The following is a 23,246-nucleotide window of genomic DNA, read 5'->3' as shown; positions in this document are numbered from 1 at the left end:
GGCGCCCGCGAGGACCTGACCTTCATGAGCCGTGTGGAGCCGCTGCGGTTCCGGCCGACGCTCGGCAACCTGTTGTTCGTGATCGCGCTCCACCACAGCCCGTCAGATGTCCAGGAACCGGACGTCCTTGGCGTTGCGCTGGATGAACGACCGACGCGCCTCGACGTCCTCACCCATCAGCACGCTGAACAACTCGTCGGCGGTCGCCGCGTCGTCGAGCGTGACCTGACGCAGGGTACGCGTCGCCGGGTTCATAGTGGTTTCCCACAGCTCGGGATAGTTCATCTCGCCGAGGCCCTTGAAGCGCTGGATGTCGTCCGGCTTGGCGTTCGGCTTCTTCTGCTGGCGCAGCGCGATCAGCCCGTCCCGCTCGCGGTCGGAGTACGCGTACTGGGCGTCGTCGCCCTTCTTGTTCCACTTGATCTTGTAGAGCGGCGGGGCGGCCAGGTAGACGTGCCCCATCTCGACAAGCGGACGCATGAAGCGGAACAGCAGGGTGAGCAGGAGCGTCTGGATGTGCTGGCCGTCGACGTCCGCGTCGGCCATCAGCACCACCTTGTGGTAGCGCAGCTTCTCCATGTCGAAGTCGTCGTGGATGCCGGTGCCCAGCGCGGTGATCAGCGCCTGGACCTCGTTGTTCTTCAGCACCCGGTCGATCCGGGCCTTCTCCACGTTGAGGATCTTGCCGCGAATCGGCAGGATCGCCTGGGTCCGCGGGTCGCGGCCCTGCTTGGCCGAGCCACCGGCCGAGTCACCCTCGACGATGAACACCTCGGACTCGCGCGGGTCGGTCGACTGGCAGTCGGCCAGCTTGCCCGGCATCGAGCCGGACTCCAGCAGCGACTTGCGTCGGGCCAGCTTGCGCGCCTGCTGCGCGGCGATCCGGGCCCGCGCCGCCTGCGACGCCTTCGTAATGATCATCTTGGCCTCGGCCGGGTTACGGTCGAACCAGTCGACCAGCCGGTCGTTGCAGACCCGCTGCACGAAGCTCTTCACCGGGGTGTTGCCGAGCTTGGTCTTGGTCTGACCCTCGAACTGCGGATTGGCCAGCTTGACCGAGATGATCGCCGCGAGCCCCTCGCGGATGTCCTCGCCGGAGAGCTTCTCGTCGCCCTTGAGCAGCTTCTTGTCGGTGCCGTACCGGTTGACCACGCTGGTCAGCGCGGACCGGAAGCCCTCCTCGTGCGTGCCACCCTCGTGGGTGTTGATCGTGTTGGCGAAGGTGTAGACCGACTCGCCGTACGACTCGTTCCACTGCATGGCGATCTCGAGGGACATGCCCTCTTCCTCGGCCTCGAACTCGACCACTGTCTTGTGGATCGGGCTCTTGGAGGCGTTGAGGTGCCGGACGAAGTCGGCGATGCCACCCTCGTAGTAGAAGGTCACCTCGCGCTGCCGGCCGTCCTCCTCCTCGGCGACCCGCTCGTCGAGGAGGTGGATGCGCAGGGCGCGGTTGAGGAAGGCCATCTCCTGCAGGCGTCGGTAGATGGTCTGGAAGTCGAAGTCGACGGTCTCGAAGACGTCCGGGTCGGGCCAGAAGGAGACCGCCGAGCCGGTGCGGTCGGTGGTCTCGCCCTTCTCCAGCGGGCTCGGCTTGGAGTTGGTGTAGTGCTGCCGCCACACGGAGCCGGACTTGTGGATCTCGACGAACATCTTGGTGGAGAGCGCGTTCACCACGGAGACGCCGACGCCGTGCAGACCGCCGGAGACCGCGTACGCCTTGCCGTCGAACTTGCCACCCGCGTGCAGGATGGTCAACGCGACCTCGACGCCCGGCTTCTTGAGCTTGGGGTGCAGGTCGACCGGGAAACCTCGGCCGTTGTCGGTGACCCGGACGCCCCCGTCGGCGAGCAGCACCACGTCGATGGTGTCGCAGTATCCGGCGAGCGCCTCGTCGACCGCGTTGTCGACGACCTCCCAGACGAGGTGGTGCAGACCGCGCTCGCCGGTGGACCCGATGTACATACCGGGCCGCTTGCGAACCGCCTCCAGCCCCTCGAGAACGGTGATCGACTCTGCGCCGTACTCCTGCTTGTCCTGCGCTGCCACCCTCGGCCACTTTCTCGCGTCAGCCGCGCCGCTAGGGCGCGTCGGGCGCGGGTTCGGCGGACAGGACGCGACGTCGGCGCGTGGACCGGTGCCGGAGACCTCCGGACAACGGGTCGAACGCGCCGGTCGCCGCGGTTGCCCGCGGATCGCGATCGGCTCGACCCGACGTGGAGAATGAATCTGGGGCCACCGGCCCCGTCCCTCTCCCACACCGGGTCTTCGTCTCGCTGTCAATCCTACTGTGCGCGGGGGACAGAACCACCACTCGGCACCCTCAGAGAGGCGGCTGAGAAGTCCGTAGCCGGCAGAACCCCGTTGCCCGCGACTCCCCCCACACGCCAGGGTCCGATCGCACGCGCCGTCCCGGAACGGGTTGACCCGCGCTCGGGCGGGTCGGGGGTCGCGGCCGGAGCGTCCGTGCCGTACGTTTGCGGCGCTCCGGAACCAGGCTTGATCTTTACCGGCCGGAACCGGGACGATCGACCCGATCGACCCGACACGTGCTCTTTAAGAGGTGACAGATGGGGCTGGACAACGTCGCGGTGCACTGGCCGCGGACCGGCCGCTTCTACGATCCGGTCGCGCCGGCCGAGTTCGTCGACTTCGGCGAGATCGTCGATCTGCCACGAATCTCCGCGCCGACGGCGGCGCTGGCGGAGCTGATCGCGAAGACCGGCACCATCCGGGCGACGGCGTACACCGAGTTGGTGGACCTGCTGCTCGGCCTGGAAGGTGTGTTGTACGCCACAGATGCCGCCGCCGAGGACGAGGACCCGGTGATCGACCCGGACGGCTGCGCCTGGATCGCCGGTGGCATCGAGCGGTTCGTGGCCGGGCACCGCGCGCACGGGGAGGCGGTCACCTTCGAGTCGGTGAGCACGGTGCTGCGCTCGTTGCTTGGCGACGGCAGACTGGCCGAGCAGCAGCTGCGGTGGCTGGAGAGCCGACTCGACGCGCTGCGCGACGAGCGCGGCGACCCGCCGCAGTGGAACTTCACCTGCGCCGAGTTGGGTGTGCTTGCCGCCTTCTACCGGCGCTGCGCGGAGCGCGGTTTCGCCGTCTACGCCGACGCCTGACCCGCGGCGCCGCTGCCCGCAGCTTCGGCCTCCGCCGCGGTCTGGTCGCTGCCCGGTCGGTTCGCGGCGGCGATCACCTGGGTGAGCACCGCGTGCAGGTGTTGCAGGTCCTCGACGGGCAGCCCGAGTCGCCGCACGATCGCGGCCGGGATCAGCTCCGCCTGGCTCCGCAGCCCGGCGCCGCTGGCGGTGAGGGTGACGGCGAGGCTGCGTTCGTCGCCGGGGTCGCGTTCCCGGCGCAGGTAGCCGGCCGCTTCGAGGCGCTTGAGCAGGGGTGAGAGCGTGCCCGGGTCGAGCTGCAACAGCCGGCTGAGGTCGCGACCGGACAGCGGCGCGTGCTGCCAGAGCGCCAGCATCACCAGGTACTGCGGGTGGGTCAGCCCCATCGGCTCCAAAAGTGGCCGGTAGACGGCCACCACGCTGCGCGCGGCCACCGACAGGGCGAAGCAGACCTGCTGCTCCAGCGCCAACGGGTCGACGTGATCCGGTCGTTCACTCATCGGTTGCTCTCACCAGGCACGGTGACTACTCTACCGATCATTGGTGTACCAAACATTGGTACACCAATCGTCTGCTCGTGCAGCGGGCGGACGCAGGCGCGGCGGGAAGGGCGGCAGATGAGCGAGGACGGCACGGTCAGCAGGGCCCCAGGCGAGGGCGGTCGACTCCTGAGCTGGGCCTTCCGGCACCTCGCCGGCCCGGCCGAAGGGGTCCAGGGCGCGGTGCAGGGCGGCTCGGCGGAGGCCCGCGAGGCATGGAAACGCGACCTGGCCGAACGCAAGCGCTACACCCGGGAACAGCGCGAACGCAGGCGCGCGGCCCGCGAGGCCCGGAACGGCTGAGGAGCCGACTCAGCCGTACGTGTCGCGGGGCCCCCGGCCGCGTACCCGGCGTGGCCCCTTCCCCCAGGAGGGCGCGGCCGGGCCGTGGATGTGCAGCTTGCGCACCACGTTGTGGCCGACCTCGCTGGCGATCTGCTTGAGCAGCGAGCCGGCGAGCAGACGCAGTTGGGTCGCCCACGCGGTCGAGCGCGCCTCCACGGTCAGCTCGCCATTCTCCAGCTTGACCGGACGACTGTGCTGGGCGACCTCCGCGCCGACGACCCGCTCCCAGGCGCCGAACACGGTGGCCTCCGCCGCCGGCTGCTGCCAGCCCCGCGCCTTCACCAGCCGGTTCAGCACAGCGCTCAGCGGCTGCGGATCGCGCGGATCGGGGCCGGGCCCGGAATAGCCGCGCAACCGCCGCCCCGACCCGCCAGCCGCGTCGCCGCCTCCGCTGCCGGGGGTACGCCGGGCGCGCGCCGCCTGCTGCCGCCGGGACAGCGCCGCGTCGAGCACCGCCCGGGCCAGCTCCGGCCCGCTGGCGGCCGCCGCCGGCTCACCGCCCTTCGATTCCGCCCCGGGGGTACGCGCAGCGGCGCCCTTTCCGGCCTCGGGACTGTTGGTGCGTGGCTCATCCGACACGGCGTACCGTCCCTTCGCCGACCTGATAGCGGGTGCCGCGCAGAGCCGCTGGCACATCGTCGTCCACAGCGCAGGTGACGAGCAGTTGACTCGCTCCACCGACCAGCTCCGCCAGCCGCTCCCGCCGGCCGGTGTCCAACTCGGCGAACACGTCGTCGAGCACCAGCACCGGCTCGATGCCGTCGGCGCGCAGCAGGTCGTACCCGGCCAGCCGCAGCGCGAGCGCGAACGACCACGACTCACCGTGGCTGGCGTACCCCTTGGCGGGCAGCGGGCCGAGAGTCAGCGCCAGCTCGTCACGGTGGGGACCGACCAGGGTGGTGCCCCGTTCGATCTCGGCCGAGCGGGACGCGGCAAGTGCGGTGGTCAGTGCGTCGGCCAGCGCGGCCCGGTCGGTGGTCGGCTCGGCCAGCTCGATCGACGGTCGGTAGGCGATGCTCGCCGCACCCCGGCCGGCGGCCACCGCGTCGTACGCCTTGGCGACGTGCGGGGTGAGCGCGGCCACGAGTTCCAGTCGGCCGGCGAGCAGCTCCGCGCCGTGCTGGGCCAGGTGGGTGTCCCAGACGGCGAGGGTGCCGAGGTCGCCGCCGCGCGACCCGCCGGTCTTGCGAGCCAGGTACGCGGTGCGCAGCAGGGCGTTGCGCTGCTTGACGACCCGCTCGTAGTCGGCCCGCACCCCCGCGTACCGGGGCTGCCGGTGAACGAGCAGGTCGTCGAGGTAGCGGCGGCGCTCGGACGGGTCGCCGCGGACCAACTCAAGGTCCTCCGGGGCGAAGAGCACGAGTCGCAGGGCGCCGAGCACGTCCCGGGCCCGCCGGGCCGGTGAGCGGCCCAGCCGGGCCCGGTTGGCCTTGCCGGGCACGATCTCCAACTCGACAAGGAGCTCCCGGCCGTCGTGCACCACGGCGCAGCGGATCACCGCGGCGGTGGCGCCCATCCGGACCAGTGGCGCGTCCGTGGCGACCCGATGTGAGTCAAGGGTCGCCACGTAGCCCAGCGCCTCGACGAGGTTCGTCTTGCCGACGCCGTTGGCGCCGGTCAGGACGTTCGCCCCCGGCTGGAGGTCGACGGCCACCCGCTCGTACGAGCGGAAGTCGACAAGTTCCAGCCGGTGGACATACACAGGTTGTGGATACCGCTCAGCGCTTGTGGACGGCGTGGCCACCGAACTGCTGACGCAGCGCGGAGACGGCCTTCATGGTGGGCGAGTCGTCCTGCCGCGAGGTGAACCGGGCGAACAGCGACGCGGTGATGACGTTGAGCGGCACCCCCAGCCGGACCGCCTCGTCGACGGTCCACCGGCCCTCGCCGGTGTCCTCGGTGTAGCCGCTCAGGTCGGCCAGCTCCGGGTCCTCGTCGAGCGCCCGGTCCAGCAGGTCGAGCAGCCAGGAGCGGACGACGGTGCCCTCCCGCCAGGACTTGATGACGCCCGGCACGTTCGTCACCAGCTCCGAGGCCGCCATCAGCTCGTAGCCCTCGGCGTAGGCGTGCATCAGGCCGTACTCGATGCCGTTGTGCACCATCTTCGAGTAGTGCCCGGCGCCGACCGGCCCGGCGTGCACGAAGCCGAACTCACCCTCCGGCTTGAGCGCGCTGAAGATCGGCATCAGCCGGTCCACGTGCTCCTGGGCCCCGCCGACCATCAGCCCGTAGCCGTTCTGCCGGCCCCAGACGCCGCCGGAGACGCCGACGTCGATGTAGCCGATGCCCCGCTCGTTGAGCCGCTCCGCGCGGGGTGCGTCGTCGCTGAAGCGTGAGTTGCCGCCGTCGATGATGATGTCGCCCTCGCCGAGCACCTCGGCGAGCTCGTCGATCGTGGCGTCGGTGACACCGGCGGGCACCATGACCCAGACCGCGCGCGGCGACTCAAGCTTCTCCGCCAGGCCGGCGAGGGTCGTGACGTCGCTGATCTGCGCGTTGTGGTCGAAGCCGACCACCTCGTGCCCGGCCGAACGCAACCGCTCCCGCATGTTGCCGCCCATACGGCCGAGTCCTACCAGGCCGAGCTGCATGTGTTTCTACCTCCGTGGATCTGGGTGTTACTTGGCGCGATCAGCGCGAGACGCGGATCGGCATGATGAGGTACCGGTACCCCGGAATGACCTCTCCATCCTCGCCGGCGGGGGAGATCACCGCGGGCTTGAAGGCGTCGACGAACGAGAGCACGGCGGTCTGGGAACCCAGGTTGGAGAGGCCGTCGATGAGGTACTGCGGGTTGAAGCCGATGGTCAGCGCGTCACCGGTGAAGGTGGCCTCCATCGCCTCGCTGGCCCGTGCCTCCTCGGAACCGCCGGCCTCGACCACGAGGCCGTCGGCGCTGAAGCTCAGCAGCACCGGGGTGGTCCGCTCGGCGACGAGCGCGACCCGCTTGACCACCTCGATGAGGGTGCTCACCGACACCCGGGCGGCGGCGTTGTGGGTGGCCGGGAAGAGCGAACGCACCGGCGGGTAGTTGGCGCCGTCGAGCAGGCGGCTGGTGGTGCGCCGGGTGCCACCGGCCAGGCCGACCATGCCCTCGCCGGCAGCGCCCTGGGCGAGGGCGAGGGTGACCTCGCCGCCCAGCGGGCCGAGGGCCTTGGCGGTGTCGTTCAGGGTGCGGGCGGGCACCAGGGCGTTGATGCTCACCTCGGGGTCGTCCGGCTGCCACTGGATCTCGCGCAGCGCCAGCCGGTAACGGTCGGTGGCGAGCATCGACAGCGTGTTGCCGGAGAGCTCCACGCGGACGCCCGTCATCATCGGCAGCGTCTCGTCCCGGCCGGCGGCGATGGCCACCTGGGAGACCGCGGTGGCGAAGGCGGCCGCGTCGACAGTGCCGGCGCTCTGCGGCATCTCGGGCAGCGCTGGGTAGTCCTCCACCGGCATGGTGGGCAGGGTGAACCGGGCGCTGCCGCAGACCAGCTCGAGGTGGGCGCCGACCGCGGCGATGTCCACCGGCTTGGCCGGCAACGCCTTGGTGATCTCGGCGAGCAGGCGGCCGGAGACCAGCGCGGCGCCGTCGGCGTCACCCTGCACCTCGACGGTCACCTGGCTGGAGACCTCGTAGTCGAACCCGGAAACCCGCAGGTTGCCGTCGGTGACCCGGAGCATCACCCCGGCGAGCACCGGTACGGATGGCCGGTTGGGCAGGCTCTTCGCGGTCCACGCCACGGCCTCGGCGAGCGCGTCGCGCTCCACTCGGAACTTCATCAATGCCTCCGCGTCGACGTCAGCGACAACTCTCTCATGCCGACCGCTGCCTGCCGTCCCGCCCAACCGTGCGGGTACCCATCGCACCTTAGGGCGCGGGGGTATCGGCTGTGCGCCCGACCCCATGGTTCGTGTCGGTGCTGACCTGTTGATCGGGCAGCGCTCGGCACGATCCACAGAAAGCCCAACGGTGATGATTGGTTTTTGTTCTCTTAGAAGAGATAACTCATCGTCTTCATCGCACCTGTGCAAACTGTGGAAAACCCGGGTCTGCGCAGGTCAGACACGTTATCTACAGGTGATTTAGCTGTGGAGAACCGGGGGCACAACTTGCTTGCCTGTCCACAGCCCGGTCTCGGCGGCCGGTTGTCCACCGTTGTCCACCGGTTGTCCACCGGTAATCCACCGACTTTCTCCCCAAGCCTGTGGATCACGATGAAGATCACCATTGCCGTCATCCCCAGAACCTTCAACAGCTCGTACACAGGGCGACGGTCGTCGGTGGAAAACGTGACTGTTGTCCCCAGGCGTCCACAGCTCCGTACACAGGGTTTCTCCACAGCCTGTGGGTAACCGGCGATGGACGGTCCGTAGTTATCCACCGACGGTGGACAACGAGCTGTGGACAACGAGTGGGAGTCGAGGCGGTCACGGCCTCCATGCTGTGGCCTACACCATGTCGAGAGTCCAGTCGGAGACCCGAAAAAACGCCCGACCGGAGATCCGGTCGGGCGTTTCCTTGGCTGCGTGCCGCCACGACGGCGGCGTACGCCTCAGCTGTTCTGCTTGATCCGGTTGGTCAGCTCGGCGATCTGGTTGTAGAGCGAGCGCCGCTCCGCCATCTGCTGACGGATCTTGCGGTCGGCGTGCATCACAGTGGTGTGGTCCCGGCCACCGAAGGCCTGCCCGATCCGGGGCAGCGACAGCTCGGTCAACTCCCGACACAGGTACATGGCCACCTGGCGGGCGTTGACCAGCACCCGGGACCTGGACTGACCGCGCAGGTCCTCCAGACTCACCCCGAAGTAGTCGGCGGTCGAAGCCATGATCTGGTCGGCGTTGATCTCCGGACCGGCGCCGTCGGGCATGAAGTCCCGCAGCACCTCCTCGGCCAGGGACAGCTCGACCGTCGACCGGGTCAGGCTGGCGAACGCCGTCACCCGGATCAGCGCACCCTCCAGTTCCCGGATCGAGTTCGACACCCGGGAGGCGATGAACTCCAACACGTCCGGCGGGGCGTACATCCGCTCCTGCGCCGCCTTCTTCTGCAGGATCGCGATCCGGGTCTCCAGGTCCGGTGGCTGGATGTCGGCCAGCAGCCCCCACTCGAACCGGGTTCGCATCCGGTCCTCGAGGGTGGCGAGCTGACGCGGCGACCGGTCGGAGGTGATCACGATCTGCTTGTTGGCGTTGTGCAGGGTGTTGAAGGTGTGGAAGAACTCCTCCTGCGTACGCTCGCGGTTCTCCAGAAACTGGATGTCGTCGATCAACAGGATGTCGACGTCGCGGTAGCGCCGCTGGAACGCGCTTGTCTTGTCGTCCCGGAGCGAGTTGATGAAGTCGTTCGTGAACTCCTCGGTCGACACGTACCGGACCGAGCGGGCGTTGCCGAGCGTCGTGGCGTAGTGCCCGATGGCGTGCAGCAGGTGGGTCTTGCCCAACCCGGAGTGCCCGTAGATGAACAGCGGGTTGTACGCCTTCGCCGGTGACTCAGCCACCGCGACGCTCGCCGCGTGGGCGAACCGGTTTGACGACCCGATGACGAACGTCTCGAACATGTACTTCGGGTTGAGCCGGTTGCCGCCGGTGTCGGCGCCGGGCAGCCGCCGGTCGTCACGGCCACCGGCCCGGTGGTCCACTCCGCTGCGCCCCGGGCCGCTGTCCGTGCCGCCGTCGCGGGGCATGGCGCGGATCACGTGCTGGTCGCGCGGCGACCCCGGATCTTCCCGGTAGCGCGGCTCGTAGGGCCGGGTGTCCGGGCCGGGTGGGTCGAGGCGGGCGGCGTGCTCGTCGTAGCCACGCCGGTCCGGTCCGGGTCGGGACGGCCGCATCGGTTCCGCGAACGCGGCGCTGAACAGCGCCTCCTGCCCGTCCCTGCTGGCCGGAATCAGGCCCGACCGGTGCCCGTCGATCGCCGGCGCGAGCGGCGGACCCGCCGGGGCGGGCGGCGCGACCGGGTCGGGCATCCGGGTGGCGTGTGACTGCTCGGGCACCATCGGGTCGTGCGCCGGGCGGGCACCGCGGTCGTCGTCGAGTGGCGCGGCGGCCGGGCCCTCGACGTCGAGCGGCCCGATCTCCGGGGCGCTGCGGTAGACGGTGCCGGCCGGTCGGCCCGTGGCGTCCTCGGCCACCCGAACGGTGACCGCCACCTGGATCGGCCGGCCGAGCCGGCGGGTGAGCGCCTCGGTGATCGCCGGACGCAGCCGTGATTCGATCACGTCGCGGGTGAACGCGTCCGGCACAGAGAGCAGTGCGGTGTCCTCAACGATCGCCCGCAGCCGGGTCAGCCGGAGATAGGCGCGCTGCTGAGCGGAGATGATCTCGTCGGCAAGCTCGTCGGTCGCCGCTAACCACACTGCGGCAAGGTCGGTCGTACCGGCCACCGTCGTGCCACCCCCTCGCCTCTGCTCCCGGCCGCCGCTGTCTGCCAGCCGGCCATCCCGGGCCCGCCGCGTTCGCGGGTGGAACAACACCCCACCCGGACGGTCGACCGGTGGTCATCCACAAGTTATCCACAGCCTGTGTACCGACCGATTGTGGCCTCTGCCGGACGCGACTGGGATCTGCCCCTGCCTGACCGGGCGCTGAAGCGGGTTCACCGTGCCGAACGATTCACTACCTTGTCCGGTCTTGCCTGCGCGACGACCGGAGCTTCCGACGCTCACCGCAATCGGGCACGGTAACAGCGTTGTCCCTGCGCCATCAACCGGCGACGCGGCGACACCCTTGTCGGCATCAGCGAAAACCACCCTTCGGCCTCGGGCGCGTCCCGTTGGCCGCCCCTCGGGGTGTTTGACGGTCATTGCCCCCCTGCGTAGGCTGGAACGGCTGCTTTCTCGCCCTCTGCTAGGGTGATGGGTGCTTGCTGTCCGCGGTCGCATCCCCCGCATCGTCGAGGTCCCGCACCGCCGGACAGCACCGATCGGAGGCCACCGTCGAGGTGGCCTGGACACCACCACACGACCCCGGCGATCCCGTCGCGCGGGGCGCGTACGAAAACGGAGAGCCTGACGTGAGCAAGCGCACCTACCAGCCGAACAACCGCCGGCGCGCGAAGACCCACGGCTTCCGGCTGCGCATGCGCACCCGTGCCGGCCGTGCCATCCTCTCGAGCCGTCGCGCCAAGGGTCGCACCACCCTGTCGGCCTGAGCCGACCGGGCCGGTCAGGGGACGTGGGCAGTCGTGCTGGCCGCCGCGCAGCGACTGCGGCGCAGCACTGACTTCGCCGCAGCGGTTCGCGGTGGCCGACGCGCCGGACGAGGCGCCGTCGTGGTCCACCTGACCGTGCCGGTGATCGCCGAACCGGACATCTCGACCTCGTCGGAGCCGGTGTGGGACGACAGCGCGGAGCAGTTATCCGCGCCGTCCCGCGCCGGCTTCGTCGTGTCCAAAGCCGTCGGCAACGCGGTGGTCCGCAACCGGGTCAAGCGTCGACTGCGGGCACTGGTCCGGGACCGGTTGACCGGCCTGCCCGCCGGCAGCACCCTGGTCGTCCGGGCGCTGCCCGCAGCGGCGGACGCGTCGTTCTCCCGCCTCGCCACCGACCTGGACGCCGCCATCGCGGTCGCCCGGTCGCCCCGCGAGCGGCGGCCCCGATGACAGGCGCCGAGAAGACCGGTCCGCGCGCGCCGACAACCGGTGCCAAGGTGCTGATCGCGCCCATCATCGCGTACCGTCGGTGGATAAGTCCGGCGCTGCCGGCCCGCTGTCGGTTCTACCCGTCATGCAGTGCGTACGCCCAGGAGGCGGTCGTCCGGCATGGCGCGCTCCGGGGAGCCGTGCTGGCGGTCCGGCGGCTGTTGCGCTGCCACCCCTTTCACCCTGGTGGACATGACCCGGTGCCGGAGCCGGGCGGCCGCCGCCGTGCTGATGTGACTGGAGCCCCGAATTGAGTCTGAGTCTCGACTGGATCTACTACGCGATTTCGTGGATCCTGCTGACCTGGCACTCTGCCTGGGACGCCATCGGGGTGCCGGTCGGCGCGGTGATCGGCACCAACTTCGCCTGGATCCTGTCCATCATCTTCCTGGTGGTCACCGTCCGGGTGATCCTGTTCCCGGTCTTCGTCAAGCAGATCAAGTCCCAGCGGGCGATGCAGGCGCTCCAGCCCAAGGTCAAGGAGCTTCAGGAGAAGCACAAGGGTGACCGGGAGACGCTCCAGAAAGAAATGATGGAGCTCTACAAGAAGGAGAAGGCCAACCCGCTCATGGGCTGCCTCCCGATGTTCCTTCAGATCCCGGTCTTCCTGGGTCTCTTCCACACGTTGAAGCGGCTGGACCCGGCGAACCAGGGCAAGACCCTGTACGGGTGGAGCGTCGCCCAGTTCGAGAGCGCCTCGCAGGCGAAGCTGTTCACCGCCCCGATCGCCGGCAAGTTCGGCTCGACGGCCGACGAGTTGTCCCGCCTCGGTGCCACCGGCAGCACCGTCAAGATCATTGCCGGCATCCTGGTCCTGGTCATGATCGCGACCACCTACCTGACCAGCCGTCAGATGATCCTCAAGACCGGCTGGGCGGAAGACCCGCAGCAGCGGATGATCCAGCGGCTGATGCTCTACGGCATCCCGGCGTCGCTGCTGATCTCCGGCGCGATCTTCCCGATCGGCGTCATCATCTACTGGGTCACCAACAACCTCTTCACCCTCGGCCAGCAGCAGTGGGTGCTGCGGAAGTTCCCGCCGCCGGTGACCGCCAAGAAGGCCGTCGCCCCCGCCGCCGCACGCAACCCGGTGCAGCCCGCCAAGTCCGGTGGCCTGTTCGGTCGCGGCAAGACGGCCCCGCCGGCGCCGGTCAAGGCGACCGCACCCAAGGTGGCCGGGCCGAAGCCAGGCGCCAAGCCGGTGAACAACCCGAAGAAGAGCCGTCCCGCCAAGCGGCAGGGCTGACCTTCGAGGGCCGTCGCCGGGTGACCGGCGGCGGCCCGTTCCGCGCCGCGCAGCCGCCGTCCGGTGGCGCCGAGCGGAACCGACCGCGCACGGTGCGGCCACGGGCGACACTGCCCGTACAGACGTGCCCGCGGGCACCGGCGACCTCCCGCCGGCCCCGGGAAACCAGTCGGACCCGACGGTCCGGCCGAGCGAGTACGGAGATGAGACCGTGACCGAGACCAGCATCCCCCACGCCGAGCAGTCCCTGGACGAGGAGGAGACCGCAACGCTCGCGGTGGACGGTGACGACACCGAGACCGACGACGACAGCGCGGTCGACGAGGACACCGACACCGCCGCTGGCGGCAGGGTGAAGAAGGCGGTGAGCGAGAGCGACCTGTTCCGGCAGAGTGAGATCGCGGCCGACTACGTCGAAGGGCTGCTCGACATCCTCGACTACGACGGCGACATCGACGAGTTGGTCGCCGCCGGGCGTCCGATGGTCGAGGTCGTCGGCGAGCGGTTGCAGAACCTGGTCGGCCAGCGGGGCGCCACCCTCGAAGCGCTTCAGGAGCTGACCCGCCTCGCCGTCTTCCGGCAGACCGGGACGCCGAGCCGGCTGCTGCTCGACGTCGGCGGCTACCGGGCGAACCGCCGCAAGGAGCTCGCCGCGGTCGCCAAGAACGCCGTCGAGAAGGTCAAGGAGTACGGCGAGCCGGTCCGCCTGGAGGCGATGTCCGCGTTCGAGCGCAAGTGTGTGCACGACGTGGTCAACGCCATGTCCGGTGTGGCGAGCGAGTCCGAGGGCGTGGAGCCGAACCGGCGCATCGTCGTACGGCCGGCGGACTGACCGGGTGACCCACGACGACAACACGGCGGACGCCGTGACCGGCCCGGGCGGCACGCCGCTCGGGCCGTCCGCTGTCCAGCCCGCCGGGGCCGGCGCCGAGTCGGACCGACTCGGGACCACCCCGTCACCGGCTGACGCGGCGCTGCCGCCCGAACTGGCCCCGGCCGCACTGACCCTCTTCGGCGATCGTCTCGACCTGGCTGCCGCGTACGCCGAGCTGTTGGTCACCGACGGGGTGGTCCGCGGTCTGATCGGCCCCCGGGAAGCACCTCGCATCTGGGATCGACACCTCCTCAACTGTGCCGCGGTCGCCGAACGGATCCCGTCCGGCGCGACAGTTCTCGACGTCGGCTCCGGTGCCGGTCTGCCGGGTCTGGTCCTGGCGATCGCGCGACCCGATCTCACTGTCACCCTGATCGAGCCACTGGCGCGACGCACGTCGTTCCTGATCGAGGTCGTCGAACGACTCGGTCTGGCCAGGTCGGTGCGGGTGTTCCGTGGTCGGGCGGACGAGGCGGCTACCGGGTCGAGTGGTCGGGAACCGATAAGCGGCGACGTGGTGACTGCCCGCGCGGTCGCGCCACTGGATCGTCTGGCGGGCTGGAGTCTCCCCCTGGCGGTCCGTGGTGGTCGGCTGCTGGCGCTCAAGGGCTCGTCCGCGGCGGCGGAGATCGAGGAGCACGCCGAGGTGGTGGCGCGACTCGGTGGCGGAGAACCGGCGGTGCACCTCTGCGGGACCGGGGTGATCGACCCGCCCACCACAGTCGTGGAGATCGTGCGCGAGCGGATGGTCGGCCCGGCACGCGCGGCGGCCAGCAAGCGCTCCCGTAACGGCCGCCCCCGCCGACGCTGACACGTCGGGTCATCGGGCTTCCGGCGGGCGGGTTGCCTCGTTGTACCGGTACGGATGGACAAGGGGATGAGAACCCGACGTGGACCGGCCGCGCCCGTCCGCCGTAGGCTGACCGCGCGTCGATAGTGTGGAGCGGGCGACGGACGTCGCGGGGTCTCCGACCGCTCCCGAGGGCCGTACGCTCCGGATTGCGAGCGTGGGTGTGGCCAAGTTGACCGGGGCGCGGACCGACCATCCGAAGCGGGCAGGGATGACAGGTGCATGACGACGGCAGGTACGACGATCCACGCGTGACCGGGTCGACAAGCGATCCCGTTTCACGTGAAACCGACTACCCGAGCTGGTCGCCCGGCACGAACGGGCCAGCGACCCGACCTGCGGACGGCGATCCGCCGGTGTTCGGCGGAGAACCAGCGGCTCAACAGACCGGGCCCGAAGTCGTGGACCCGGCGGCGGTACGACGGACACCGGAGGGGTCGACCCGCCCGGCCAATGTCGCCGAGGTGCGGCAGACGGTGGGACGACGCAACACCGCGAGAGCGGTCCGCTTCGAACCCGCTGTCCCGCATCAACCCGGCGCAGCGACTGTTCGGGACGCCGCACCGGTCATCGCCGACCCACCTGTCGCTTCGACCGAGTCGTTGGCCGCCGTGGCGACCGACCCCACGTACGTTTCACGTGAAACCCCGACGCGCGAAGAGGATGACCCACCGTTGGCTATGGAGGCGATGCGCGCCGTGCAGATCCTGAATCCCAGTGGCGAGGTGACCATGCCTCGGCCCGACAGGACCCGGGTCATGTGTGTCGCCAACCAGAAGGGCGGCGTGGGTAAGACCACCACCACCGTCAACCTTGCGGTGGCGCTCGCCCTGCATGGCAACCGGGTGCTCGTGGTGGACCTCGACCCGCAGGGCAACGCCTCCACCGGGCTCAACGTCCCGCACCACACCGGTATCCCGGACGTCTACGACTGCCTGATCAACAGCGTCCCTCTGGCTGAGGTGGCGCAGGCGGTCGAGGGCATCCCCAATCTCTGGTGCGTACCCGCGACCATCGACCTGGCCGGCGCCGAGATCGAGCTGGTGTCGGTGGTGGCGCGGGAGTCGCGCCTGGACCGGGCGATCGCCGCCTACCCGGGCGAGTTCGACTACGTCTTCATCGACTGCCCGCCGTCGCTCGGTCTGCTCACGGTCAACGCCCTGGTTGCCGCGCAGGAGGTGCTGATCCCGATCCAGTGCGAGTACTACGCCCTGGAAGGGCTCAACCAGTTGATCAACAACATCAACCTGGTGCGCCAACACCTCAACCCGAAGCTTGATGTCTCCACCATCCTCCTGACGATGTACGACCGGCGTACCCGGTTGGCCGACGCCGTCGAGCAGGACGTCCGGAACCACTTCGGCGACAAGGTCCTCCAGGCGGTCATCCCCCGCAACGTCCGGGTCTCCGAGGCACCCAGCTACGGCCAGTCGGTGATGACCTACGATCCCGGATCGCGGGGAGCCACGAGTTACTTCGAGGCCGCCCAGGAGATTGCCGAGCGAGGCGTCAAGGAGCCGGTGGGCCGGAATGCGTAGTGCGGACGAGTCGCTGGGAGGCGAGGCATGAAGAACCGTCCTCGGGGCGGTCTGGGTAGGGGCCTGGGAGCGCTGATCCCGACCGGGCCGGTGCCGGGTGCCGCCAGCACCGCAACGGCGGAGCCGGAGAACGAGTACGCGGACGACACCGGCACCGCGGCCGTCCCGACGGTGCCCGTCGAGGCACAGGTTCACGAACCGGAGTCGACGCTCAGCCCGGTACCCGGAGCGCGATTCGCCGAGATTCCGGTGGACGCGATCCTGCCCAACCCGAAGCAGCCCCGCCAGGTCTTCGACGAGGAGGCACTGGAGGAGCTCAAGACCTCCATCCAGGAGGTCGGCTTCCTCCAGCCCATCGTCGTACGGCAGCTCGACGACGAGAAGTACGAGCTGGTGATGGGCGAGCGGCGTTGGCGGGCCGCCCAGGCGGTCGGGCGGGACAGCATCCCGGCGATCATCCGGGACACCCGTGACGACGCCATGCTCCGCGATGCCCTGCTGGAGAACATCCACCGAGCCAATCTGAACCCGCTCGAAGAGGCCGCCGCCTACCAGCAACTGCTGGAGGAGTTCGGGGCCACCCACGAAGAGCTGGCCCGCAGGATTGGCCGGAGTCGCCCGCAGATCTCCAACACCATCCGGCTACTGAACCTGCCGGCCCAGGTGCAGCGCCGGGTCGCCGCGGGGATCCTGTCGGCCGGCCACGCCCGCGCTCTGCTGAGCCTCGACGGCACGGAGGCGCAGGAGCAGTTGGCCTTGCGGATCGTGGCGGAGGGCCTGTCGGTTCGGGCGACCGAGGAGATTGTCGCCCTGACGCTCAACGACGGGCCGGCGAAGGGGCAGGCCGCGAAGCGTCGGCCGAAGGCGCACGCGCCGGGCCTGACCGATCTCGCCGATCGACTGTCCGACCGGTTCGACACTCGGGTCAAGGTCGACATCGGTCGGAGCAAGGGAAAGATCACTATCGAGTTCGCGACGGTGGACGACCTTGAGCGGATCGTCGGGATCATCGGAGTGCAGCAGGAGGAGAGCGAGGGCTGAGCCCATCCTCTTCGCCGACGGCCGCGCACCCCCTCGGGTAGCGCGGCCGTTCCGCATCCGGCTGGCCGTTTCACGTGAAACGCGGCGAGCCGGGCCCGCTCCTCGCGGGAGGATCCTCAGACGCGCGAGTCGTTGTTGGAGGCCCATGACGGGGCCGACTGTCAGCGCGGGCTCCAGACCGACTAGTGGTCGATGCTCGGCGACCGGGGCGAGACCAGCCGACGGCGACCCGGCGTGCGGGGCCCGTTTCACGTGAAACGGAGATGGTTCACGCGGTGGAACCGTTCGCGCCTCAGCCGGGGATGACCATGAGGTGCCTTTGCGGCCGCTGAGTGGCCCGCTGCCGCCTCGCGTGCCGCAGGGTGTCCACCGGTCAGCCCGGGCCTCCCTCAGGGCCTCTCGACGCGAATGCGGCCCAGTCGGTCGGCCGCCTCCCCTCGTCTCCGCGCCCGCGATCGGTCGCTGGGGCTCGGTGTGGCTTCCGGTCGTCGGCGCCCGAGGTTCAGCGAGAGGGATTCTGGCTTCCTGAGGTTCGGCGGGGGCGTCTCTCGTCGTTGGTGCGCGGCGGTCGGTCGGGGCTGCCGCTCGACTGCTGCGTGATGTTCGGCCGGGACCGCCCGTCACCCTCTCGCCTGTCGTCTGACGTTCGGCCGGGGCCGCGCCCCGCCCGCCGCCGCTCGGCTGCCGCTGATGTTCGGCCGGGACCGCCCGTCACCCTCTCGGCTGCCGTCTGACGTTCGGCCGAGGCCGCCCGTCGCCGCTCGGTTGCTGCTTCACGTGCTTGCCTGAATGATCTCCGGCGGCGTCTCACGCCCGCAGGTGGCTCATCGGCCGCCGGACCATCGCTGAGGTCGCGTGTTCTGCGCCCGCCACTGTGCCTTCCCTCGACCGAGCCCGAGGCGTGGACGCGACCGCACCCGGTCAACGCTCGGCGCTGTCCCACATCCCACAGCAGTCGCCCCCACCCCTGCCGTTCATGGAGCCGAGGGGCGGCGACCCGTCTCAGCGGCGCGCGTCGGCCTGGACATGCCCCAGGAGACGACGGCTCGGCAGGGGACCGCCTCCGGGGGTGCTCGTCCTGCCTACGGCCGGTCGGCGCCGTGCCTCCTCCCGGCCACTTTCGCAGCGGCAAAGGACGGCAGGGCGGCCCCGATCAGCCGGCGGTGTCGAGCGGTTGTTGGCACCCGGTCCAGCGGCCGGCGGACAACGACCGACCGGCCGAAAAGTTATCCACACCCGTTGTCCACAGGCACCCCCCGTTTCACGTGAAACAGCGCGTGAGAGTGGGTGTGAGCCTGTGGATGACGGCCAGTGTTGGCGATCTCGGCAGCCTGTGGATATCGGCTCACCGCGCGGTGGTGACGTGGCACACCCGGGCGGTCGAGGGCACTGATCTGGTTGGTCGGGAGCGGTCGAACAGGTAGGGACAGCGGTGCCAGACTCGGTTAGGGTCAGCGTCGTGCACGACACCCCTCCCTCAGTCCCGGACTTCACTCAGTGGCCGTCGTTTCCCTTCGAGGGGGACCTCCACGTGAAGCAACTCGATGATCCGGTCCCGGTCGAACCGCCCCGGAAGGGCGAGGGTCTCCGGGAATGCACCGCCTGCAACGCACCCGACGAGGCCTACATCTGGGTCGGCGAGCGGTGGCGGGTCCGTGCCATGGACCGGCCCACCGGCCTGCCGATGGTGCTCATCCTGGAATCGCGAACCCATCTCGACCTTGGTGACCTGCCGAACCTGCTCGCCGCCGAGCTGGGCGTGATGACCGTACGTCTGGAACGGGCCATCCGGTCGCTCGACGGTGTGGCGCGGGTGCACGTCAACCGGTGGGGAGACGGCTCCGCTCACCTGCACATGTGGTTCCTCGCCCGGCCGTACGGCCGCCTCCAGTTGCGGGGCACCTTCCTGTCACTGTGGGATTCGATCCTGCCGCCGATCTCCGAGGCGCAGTGGCGGGAGAATCTGGCGCTCGTCGCCGCCTGGCTTGCCGAGTTCGGCGGCCGTCCGCTCGCTGAGCCACCCCGGATCCAGTGGCAGGCGCCGTCCAGCCTGCTGGCCCAGTCCGCCGCCGCGGATGCCGCTGCCGCCGCGCAGGCCGCCTCGGCAGAGGCTGCGGCGGCTGTCTCGGTCATCGAGGCAGCGGAGGAAACCCCGGCGCCGGAGCCCGCCGCCGACACCGCCGATCACACCGACGGTGAGGCGGCACCCGCGGCCGATCCCGTCGGCCCGGACTCGGACGCCGGCTCTCCGGCCGGCACCGAACCGGCGGACGAACCCGCTCGCTCAGCATCCGCCACCGACGAGCCAACCAGCGCGAGCACCGCCGCGGCATCCGGTGCCCCAGCGGCCGGCACCCCCACGTCCGGCACCCCAACGTCCGGCACCCCAACGTCCGGCACCAGAGCATCCGGCACCCCAACGTCCGGCACCGAGGAGTCGGCTCCCGGCGGACCCGCAGTCCTCACCGGCGCCCCGGTCCTTCGTGACCGGGCGGCGGGAAACACCGATGTCGAGGCCGCCGCCAAAGCTCCGAACCAGACCACCCGAGAGGCCACCCCGGACAGCGCCGAGCCGAACAGCGCCGCGCCGGACAGCGGCAGTGCGGAGGCCTCACCTGCCACAGCCGCGCACGCCAACGGCCCGGACACGTCCGACGTAGGTAGGGCTTCCTGATCGTGGACCGACCATGAGGGTGGCGCGGTAGCCCGGGCTCGTGGCAATCGCGCAAACCTCGTGGTCGGCCCGTGACAGCGCCACACCAGGGCGGTGGCGAGTGGGTCAGGCAGTGGTGACGCGGGCCGCCGCTCGGGCGACCAGGGTGCCGAGGAGCCGGCCGAAGTCCAACCCTGCCGCCTGCACGGCCAGTGGCAGTAGCGACGTCTCCGTCATGCCCGGCGAGACGTTGACCTCCAACACGTGCGGCTGGCCGGCAGCGTCCACGATCACGTCGACCCGAGAGAGATCCCGCAGACCGAGCGCGGTGTGCGCGGCGAGGGCCACGTCGGCGACGGTGGCAGCCACCTCCGGGTCCAACCGGGCCGGAGCGTGCCAGGTGGTCCGCCCGGCCGTGTAACGCGCCGCGTAGTCGTACACCCCGTTGCGCGGCACGATCTCCACCGGCGGCAGCGCCTGTGGGCCGTTGCCGAGGTCGACCACGGAGACCGCCACGTCCATGCCGGGCACGTACCGCTCCACCAGGGCGGTGGAGTCGTACGCGAAGCAGCCCACCATCGCGGCGGGCAGCGCCGCTGCGTCCCGGACCACCGCGCCGCCCAGCCCCGACCCGCCCTGGGCGGGCTTCACCATCAGCGGCAGACCCAGCCGGTCGACGATCCGATCCAGTACGGCGACCGCGCCAAGCTCGGAGAAACGATCGTGTGGGAGGGCCACCCAGTCCGGGGTGGGGATGCCGCTCTCGCGGAGCACCGCCTTGGCCGAGGGCTTGTCCCAGGCGACGCGGGAGGCTCGGGCGTCACAGCCGACGTACGGGATGTCGCACAGGTCAAGCACACCGCGCAGCGATCCGTCTTCACCTGTGGCACCGTGCAGTGCGATGACGACGGCGTCCGGCGGGTCGGCGGCCAGCGCCGGCAGCAGGGCCACGTCGGCGTCCCGCAGTTCGGCCTCCACGCCGACGGCGCGCAGGGCGTCGAGCACCCGGCGACCGGAGCGCAGTGACACGTCCCGTTCGTAGGAGAGCCCACCGGCGAGCACGACGACGCGCAGGTCGGCCGGAACGGCGGAATCGGTCACGAGGAGGCGCTCGACGGCGGTCGTACCCATGCCGGCATCATGCCAAGTCGGGCCCGGGCACGTCCGAGCCGGCCTGGCCGCGGCGGCCGGCGGCACCGCCCACGGCACCGAAGACCCGACGCATCGCGATCTCCTGCTCCATCACACCGGCCAGCCGGCGGACGCCCTCGCGGATCCGCTCCGGCGGCGGGAAGCTGAAGTTCAGCCGCATCGCGCCGGTGCCGGTGCCGTCGGCGTAGAAGCCGGTGCCGGGCACGTAGGCGACGCGGGCGGCGACCGCGCGGGGCATCATCGCCTTCGAGTCGAGCCCGTCGGGCAGGGTGGCCCACACGAAGAGACCCCCGGCCGGCGTGGTCCAGGTGGTGCCCTCGGGCATCAGGTCGGTCATCGCGTCGAGCAGGGCGTCCCGGCGTTCCCGATAGACCTCGCGATAGACCTTGAGCTGCTGCCGCCAGGGCATCGTGCCGAGGTAGGTGGAGACCGCGGCCTGGGCGTAACCGCTCGGGCAGAGGATCTGCGCCTCGCTGGCGATGACCAGCTTGTCGCGGACCGCGTGCGGCGCCAGGATCCAACCGACCCGCAGGCCGGGCGCGAAGGTCTTGGAGAAGGTGCTGAGGTAGAAGACCCCGTCCCGGCGGCGGGCCCGCAAGGGCGCCGGCGCTTCACCCTCGAACCCGAGCTGACCGTACGGGTCGTCCTCGACGACGAGCAGGCCGGCACGCTCACAGATGTCGAGCACCCGTTCCCGGCGTTCCTCGCTGAGCGTCACGCCGGTCGGGTTCTGGTAGGTGGGGATCGTGTAGAGGAACTTCACCCGCCGGCCGGCGCGGGCCAGGTCGGCGATGGCCGTCTCCAGCGCCTCCGGGATCAGCCCGTCCGCGTCCATCGGCACGTGCACGACCTGCGCCTGGGCGGCCTGGAACACCCCGAGCGCACCGACGTACGTCGGCCCCTCGGCCAGCACCACGTCACCCGGGTCGAGGAAGAGCCGGGCCACCAGATCGAGTGCCTGCTGCCCGCCGACGGTGACCACGACGTCCTCGGGGGAGGCGCCACACGTGGCGTCGATCCCGGACAGCGACATCACCTCGCAGATCCGCTCGCGCAGCTCGAGAGTGCCCTGACCGATGCCGTACTGGAGGGTGGTGACGCCGTGCTCGGAGCCGAGCCGGCCGAGCATCTCACCGACCGCGTCCAGCGGAAGGGCGGCGATGTACGGTGCGCCACCGGCGAGCGAGACGACCTCTGGACGACTCGCCACCGCGAACAATGCTCGAATCTCGGAGGCGGTCATTCCGCGTACCCGCCGGGCATACCGGTCGGTGTAGTCGTCGAGTGTCGTGCCGGTCATGACCTCACCTCGATCGCTGCTCGGGTGGCTCCCGCCCCGGGTACCCCATCCACCGATGACCATGGCGACGAGACACCGATTGTCGATCCTAGTCCGCCAGAACCATGCTGCCGCCCCACCGATACGAATCGACCACATGGCGGACCCTCCGGGCGTCCCCCGGTGTGGTGGGCATCTGCGCGTCCCCTCCCGGATCGCCGATCGGCGGCGTACGATCGCTCGTCGGAGCAGGAAGGCGGCGCTGTCGTTGCATGCCGGTCCTACCACCGAGCCTATTGTGGGGATGCGCCATATGTCGCGACGTCTGGTCAGCCTGACCCTCGACACGCTTGAAGACCTTCCTCGCCCGTGCCGGCAGTGCGTCTACTGGGAGCTTGATCCGGTCTCCGCGGACCGGGCCTGCGCCGCCGGCGACCCGGGCCTGGAGAAGGAGGCATGGGTCTCCCAGACGCTGCTGGAGTGGGGCTCCTGCGGCAAACTCGCGTACGTCGACGGCATGCCGGCGGGTTTCGTGACGTACGCGCCGCCCGCCTACGTGCCCCGCTCGATGGCGTTCCCGACCTCGCCGGTCTCCGCTGACGCGGCACTGCTCATGACCGCCAACGTGGTCGCCGCGTTCGCCGGTGGTGGGCTGGGCCGGATGCTCGTGCAGGGCGTCGCCCGGGACCTGACCAAGCGGGGTATCAAGGCCATCGAGGCGTTCGGCGACGCCAAGTTCGGCGACGCGGACGATCCCGCGGGCGGCTGCGTGGCGCCTGTCGACTTCTTCCTCTCGGTGGGGTTCAAGACCGTACGTCCGCATCCGCGTTTCCCCCGGCTGCGCCTTGAGCTGCGCACCGCGCTGAGCTGGAAATCAGACGTCGAGTACGCGCTGGAGAAGCTGCTCGGCTCGATGAGCCCGGAGACGCTGCTTCGGCCGGTGCGTCCCGCTCCGGCCACCCGCTCCACAAACACCTGAT

20 protein-coding genes and 1 pseudogene are annotated in these 23,246 nt (G+C 70.3%); 12 read left to right on the top strand and 9 right to left on the bottom strand.

The features are described from left to right. Positions 1 to 102: 102 nt before the first annotated feature. Entirely contained in the window at positions 103 to 2,049 is a 1,947-nt protein-coding gene (gene gyrB, locus AB0F61_RS31610) for a DNA topoisomerase (ATP-hydrolyzing) subunit B (protein ID WP_053651709.1), read from the bottom strand. A gap of 521 nt (positions 2,050 to 2,570) precedes the next feature. Here gyrB and AB0F61_RS31605 point away from each other — a divergent pair. After that, positions 2,571 to 3,125, top strand: a complete 555-nt coding sequence (locus AB0F61_RS31605; protein ID WP_357817238.1) for a hypothetical protein — start codon at positions 2,571 to 2,573, stop codon at positions 3,123 to 3,125. Here the strand turns inward: AB0F61_RS31605 and AB0F61_RS31600 are convergent. Then, positions 3,110 to 3,625, bottom strand: a complete 516-nt coding sequence (locus AB0F61_RS31600) for a MarR family transcriptional regulator (protein ID WP_357817235.1) — start codon at positions 3,623 to 3,625, stop codon at positions 3,110 to 3,112. The two genes, AB0F61_RS31605 and AB0F61_RS31600, sit on opposite strands and share 16 nt — an antisense overlap. A 117-nt stretch (positions 3,626 to 3,742) precedes the next feature. On the opposite strand from AB0F61_RS31600, the gene AB0F61_RS31595 reads away from it, so the two are divergent. Further along, a complete protein-coding gene (locus AB0F61_RS31595; RefSeq protein WP_357817232.1) occupies positions 3,743 to 3,967 on the top strand; it encodes a hypothetical protein in 225 nt (74 codons plus the stop codon). Positions 3,968 to 3,976: 9 nt separating this feature from the next. On the opposite strand, the gene AB0F61_RS31590 is transcribed toward AB0F61_RS31595, so the two are convergent. From AB0F61_RS31590 to dnaA, 5 genes are all read right to left on the bottom strand, one after another. After that, the gene (locus AB0F61_RS31590; RefSeq protein ID WP_357817230.1) at positions 3,977 to 4,588 is read right to left on the bottom strand and encodes a DciA family protein; all 612 of its coding nucleotides are present in this window, start codon (positions 4,586 to 4,588) and stop codon (positions 3,977 to 3,979) included. Further along, on the bottom strand, positions 4,578 to 5,711 hold the full coding sequence (gene recF / locus AB0F61_RS31585; RefSeq protein ID WP_357817227.1) for a DNA replication/repair protein RecF: 1,134 nt from the start codon (positions 5,709 to 5,711) through the stop codon (positions 4,578 to 4,580). The genes AB0F61_RS31590 and recF overlap by 11 nt, the downstream gene beginning before the upstream one ends. Positions 5,712 to 5,727: 16 nt before the next feature. Further along, the gene (gene gnd / locus AB0F61_RS31580) at positions 5,728 to 6,600 is read right to left on the bottom strand and encodes a phosphogluconate dehydrogenase (NAD(+)-dependent, decarboxylating) (protein ID WP_357817224.1); all 873 of its coding nucleotides are present in this window, start codon (positions 6,598 to 6,600) and stop codon (positions 5,728 to 5,730) included. Between the two features lie 40 nt (positions 6,601 to 6,640). Beyond that, a complete protein-coding gene (dnaN, locus tag AB0F61_RS31575) occupies positions 6,641 to 7,774 on the bottom strand; it encodes a DNA polymerase III subunit beta (RefSeq protein ID WP_357817222.1) in 1,134 nt (377 codons plus the stop codon). A 773-nt stretch (positions 7,775 to 8,547) separates the two neighbouring features. Then, a complete protein-coding gene (gene dnaA / locus AB0F61_RS31570) occupies positions 8,548 to 10,377 on the bottom strand; it encodes a chromosomal replication initiator protein DnaA (protein ID WP_357817219.1) in 1,830 nt (609 codons plus the stop codon). Positions 10,378 to 11,006: 629 nt separating this feature from the next. Between dnaA and rpmH the strand changes: the two genes are divergently transcribed. The 9 genes and pseudogenes from rpmH to AB0F61_RS31525 form a co-directional block, all read left to right on the top strand. After that, positions 11,007 to 11,144: a 50S ribosomal protein L34 gene (gene rpmH, locus AB0F61_RS31565; protein ID WP_007453904.1), complete on the top strand. Its 138-nt coding sequence runs from the start codon at positions 11,007 to 11,009 to the stop codon at positions 11,142 to 11,144. 33 nt (positions 11,145 to 11,177) lie between these two features. Beyond that, positions 11,178 to 11,594 (top strand): ribonuclease P protein component, encoded by a 417-nt coding sequence (gene rnpA, locus AB0F61_RS31560; protein WP_357817216.1) that lies wholly within the window; start codon positions 11,178 to 11,180, stop codon positions 11,592 to 11,594. Continuing rightward, positions 11,591 to 11,887 (top strand): membrane protein insertion efficiency factor YidD, encoded by a 297-nt coding sequence (gene yidD, locus AB0F61_RS31555; protein WP_357817212.1) that lies wholly within the window; start codon positions 11,591 to 11,593, stop codon positions 11,885 to 11,887. Before rnpA ends, yidD begins: the two co-directional genes overlap by 4 nt. 2 nt (positions 11,888 to 11,889) lie before the next feature. After that, positions 11,890 to 12,879: a membrane protein insertase YidC gene (yidC, locus tag AB0F61_RS31550; protein WP_357817254.1), complete on the top strand. Its 990-nt coding sequence runs from the start codon at positions 11,890 to 11,892 to the stop codon at positions 12,877 to 12,879. 211 nt (positions 12,880 to 13,090) lie between these two features. Next, the gene (locus AB0F61_RS31545) at positions 13,091 to 13,711 is read left to right on the top strand and encodes a R3H domain-containing nucleic acid-binding protein (RefSeq protein WP_357817209.1); all 621 of its coding nucleotides are present in this window, start codon (positions 13,091 to 13,093) and stop codon (positions 13,709 to 13,711) included. Positions 13,712 to 13,853: 142 nt separating this feature from the next. After that, positions 13,854 to 14,564, top strand: coding sequence for a 16S rRNA (guanine(527)-N(7))-methyltransferase RsmG (rsmG, locus tag AB0F61_RS31540; RefSeq protein WP_357817251.1), 711 nt, complete (start codon positions 13,854 to 13,856; stop codon positions 14,562 to 14,564). 257 nt (positions 14,565 to 14,821) lie between these two features. Continuing rightward, the gene (locus AB0F61_RS31535; protein ID WP_357817207.1) at positions 14,822 to 16,141 is read left to right on the top strand and encodes an AAA family ATPase; all 1,320 of its coding nucleotides are present in this window, start codon (positions 14,822 to 14,824) and stop codon (positions 16,139 to 16,141) included. A 27-nt stretch (positions 16,142 to 16,168) separates the two neighbouring features. Then, on the top strand, positions 16,169 to 17,182 hold the full coding sequence (locus tag AB0F61_RS31530; RefSeq protein ID WP_357817205.1) for a ParB/RepB/Spo0J family partition protein: 1,014 nt from the start codon (positions 16,169 to 16,171) through the stop codon (positions 17,180 to 17,182). A 1,684-nt stretch (positions 17,183 to 18,866) separates the two neighbouring features. Then, a pseudogene (locus AB0F61_RS31525) lies at positions 18,867 to 19,232 on the top strand (hypothetical protein); the annotation flags it as partial. A gap of 729 nt (positions 19,233 to 19,961) precedes the next feature. Here AB0F61_RS31525 and AB0F61_RS31520 read toward each other — a convergent pair. Beyond that, entirely contained in the window at positions 19,962 to 20,966 is a 1,005-nt protein-coding gene (locus AB0F61_RS31520) for a D-alanine--D-alanine ligase (RefSeq protein ID WP_357817203.1), read from the bottom strand. A 7-nt stretch (positions 20,967 to 20,973) separates the two neighbouring features. Continuing rightward, positions 20,974 to 22,287, bottom strand: a complete 1,314-nt coding sequence (locus tag AB0F61_RS31515) for a PLP-dependent aminotransferase family protein (protein ID WP_357817201.1) — start codon at positions 22,285 to 22,287, stop codon at positions 20,974 to 20,976. A gap of 292 nt (positions 22,288 to 22,579) precedes the next feature. On the opposite strand from AB0F61_RS31515, the gene AB0F61_RS31510 reads away from it, so the two are divergent. Further along, positions 22,580 to 23,245: a GNAT family N-acetyltransferase gene (locus AB0F61_RS31510; protein WP_357411296.1), complete on the top strand. Its 666-nt coding sequence runs from the start codon at positions 22,580 to 22,582 to the stop codon at positions 23,243 to 23,245. Position 23,246 lies beyond the last annotated feature (1 nt).

It is taken from the genome of Micromonospora sp. NPDC023888 (assembly GCF_040639415.1).
GTDB lineage: Bacteria > Actinomycetota > Actinomycetes > Mycobacteriales > Micromonosporaceae > Micromonospora.
The sequence above is the reverse complement of the archived record's forward strand: the minus strand, read 5'-3'. Positions and strand labels throughout refer to the sequence as shown.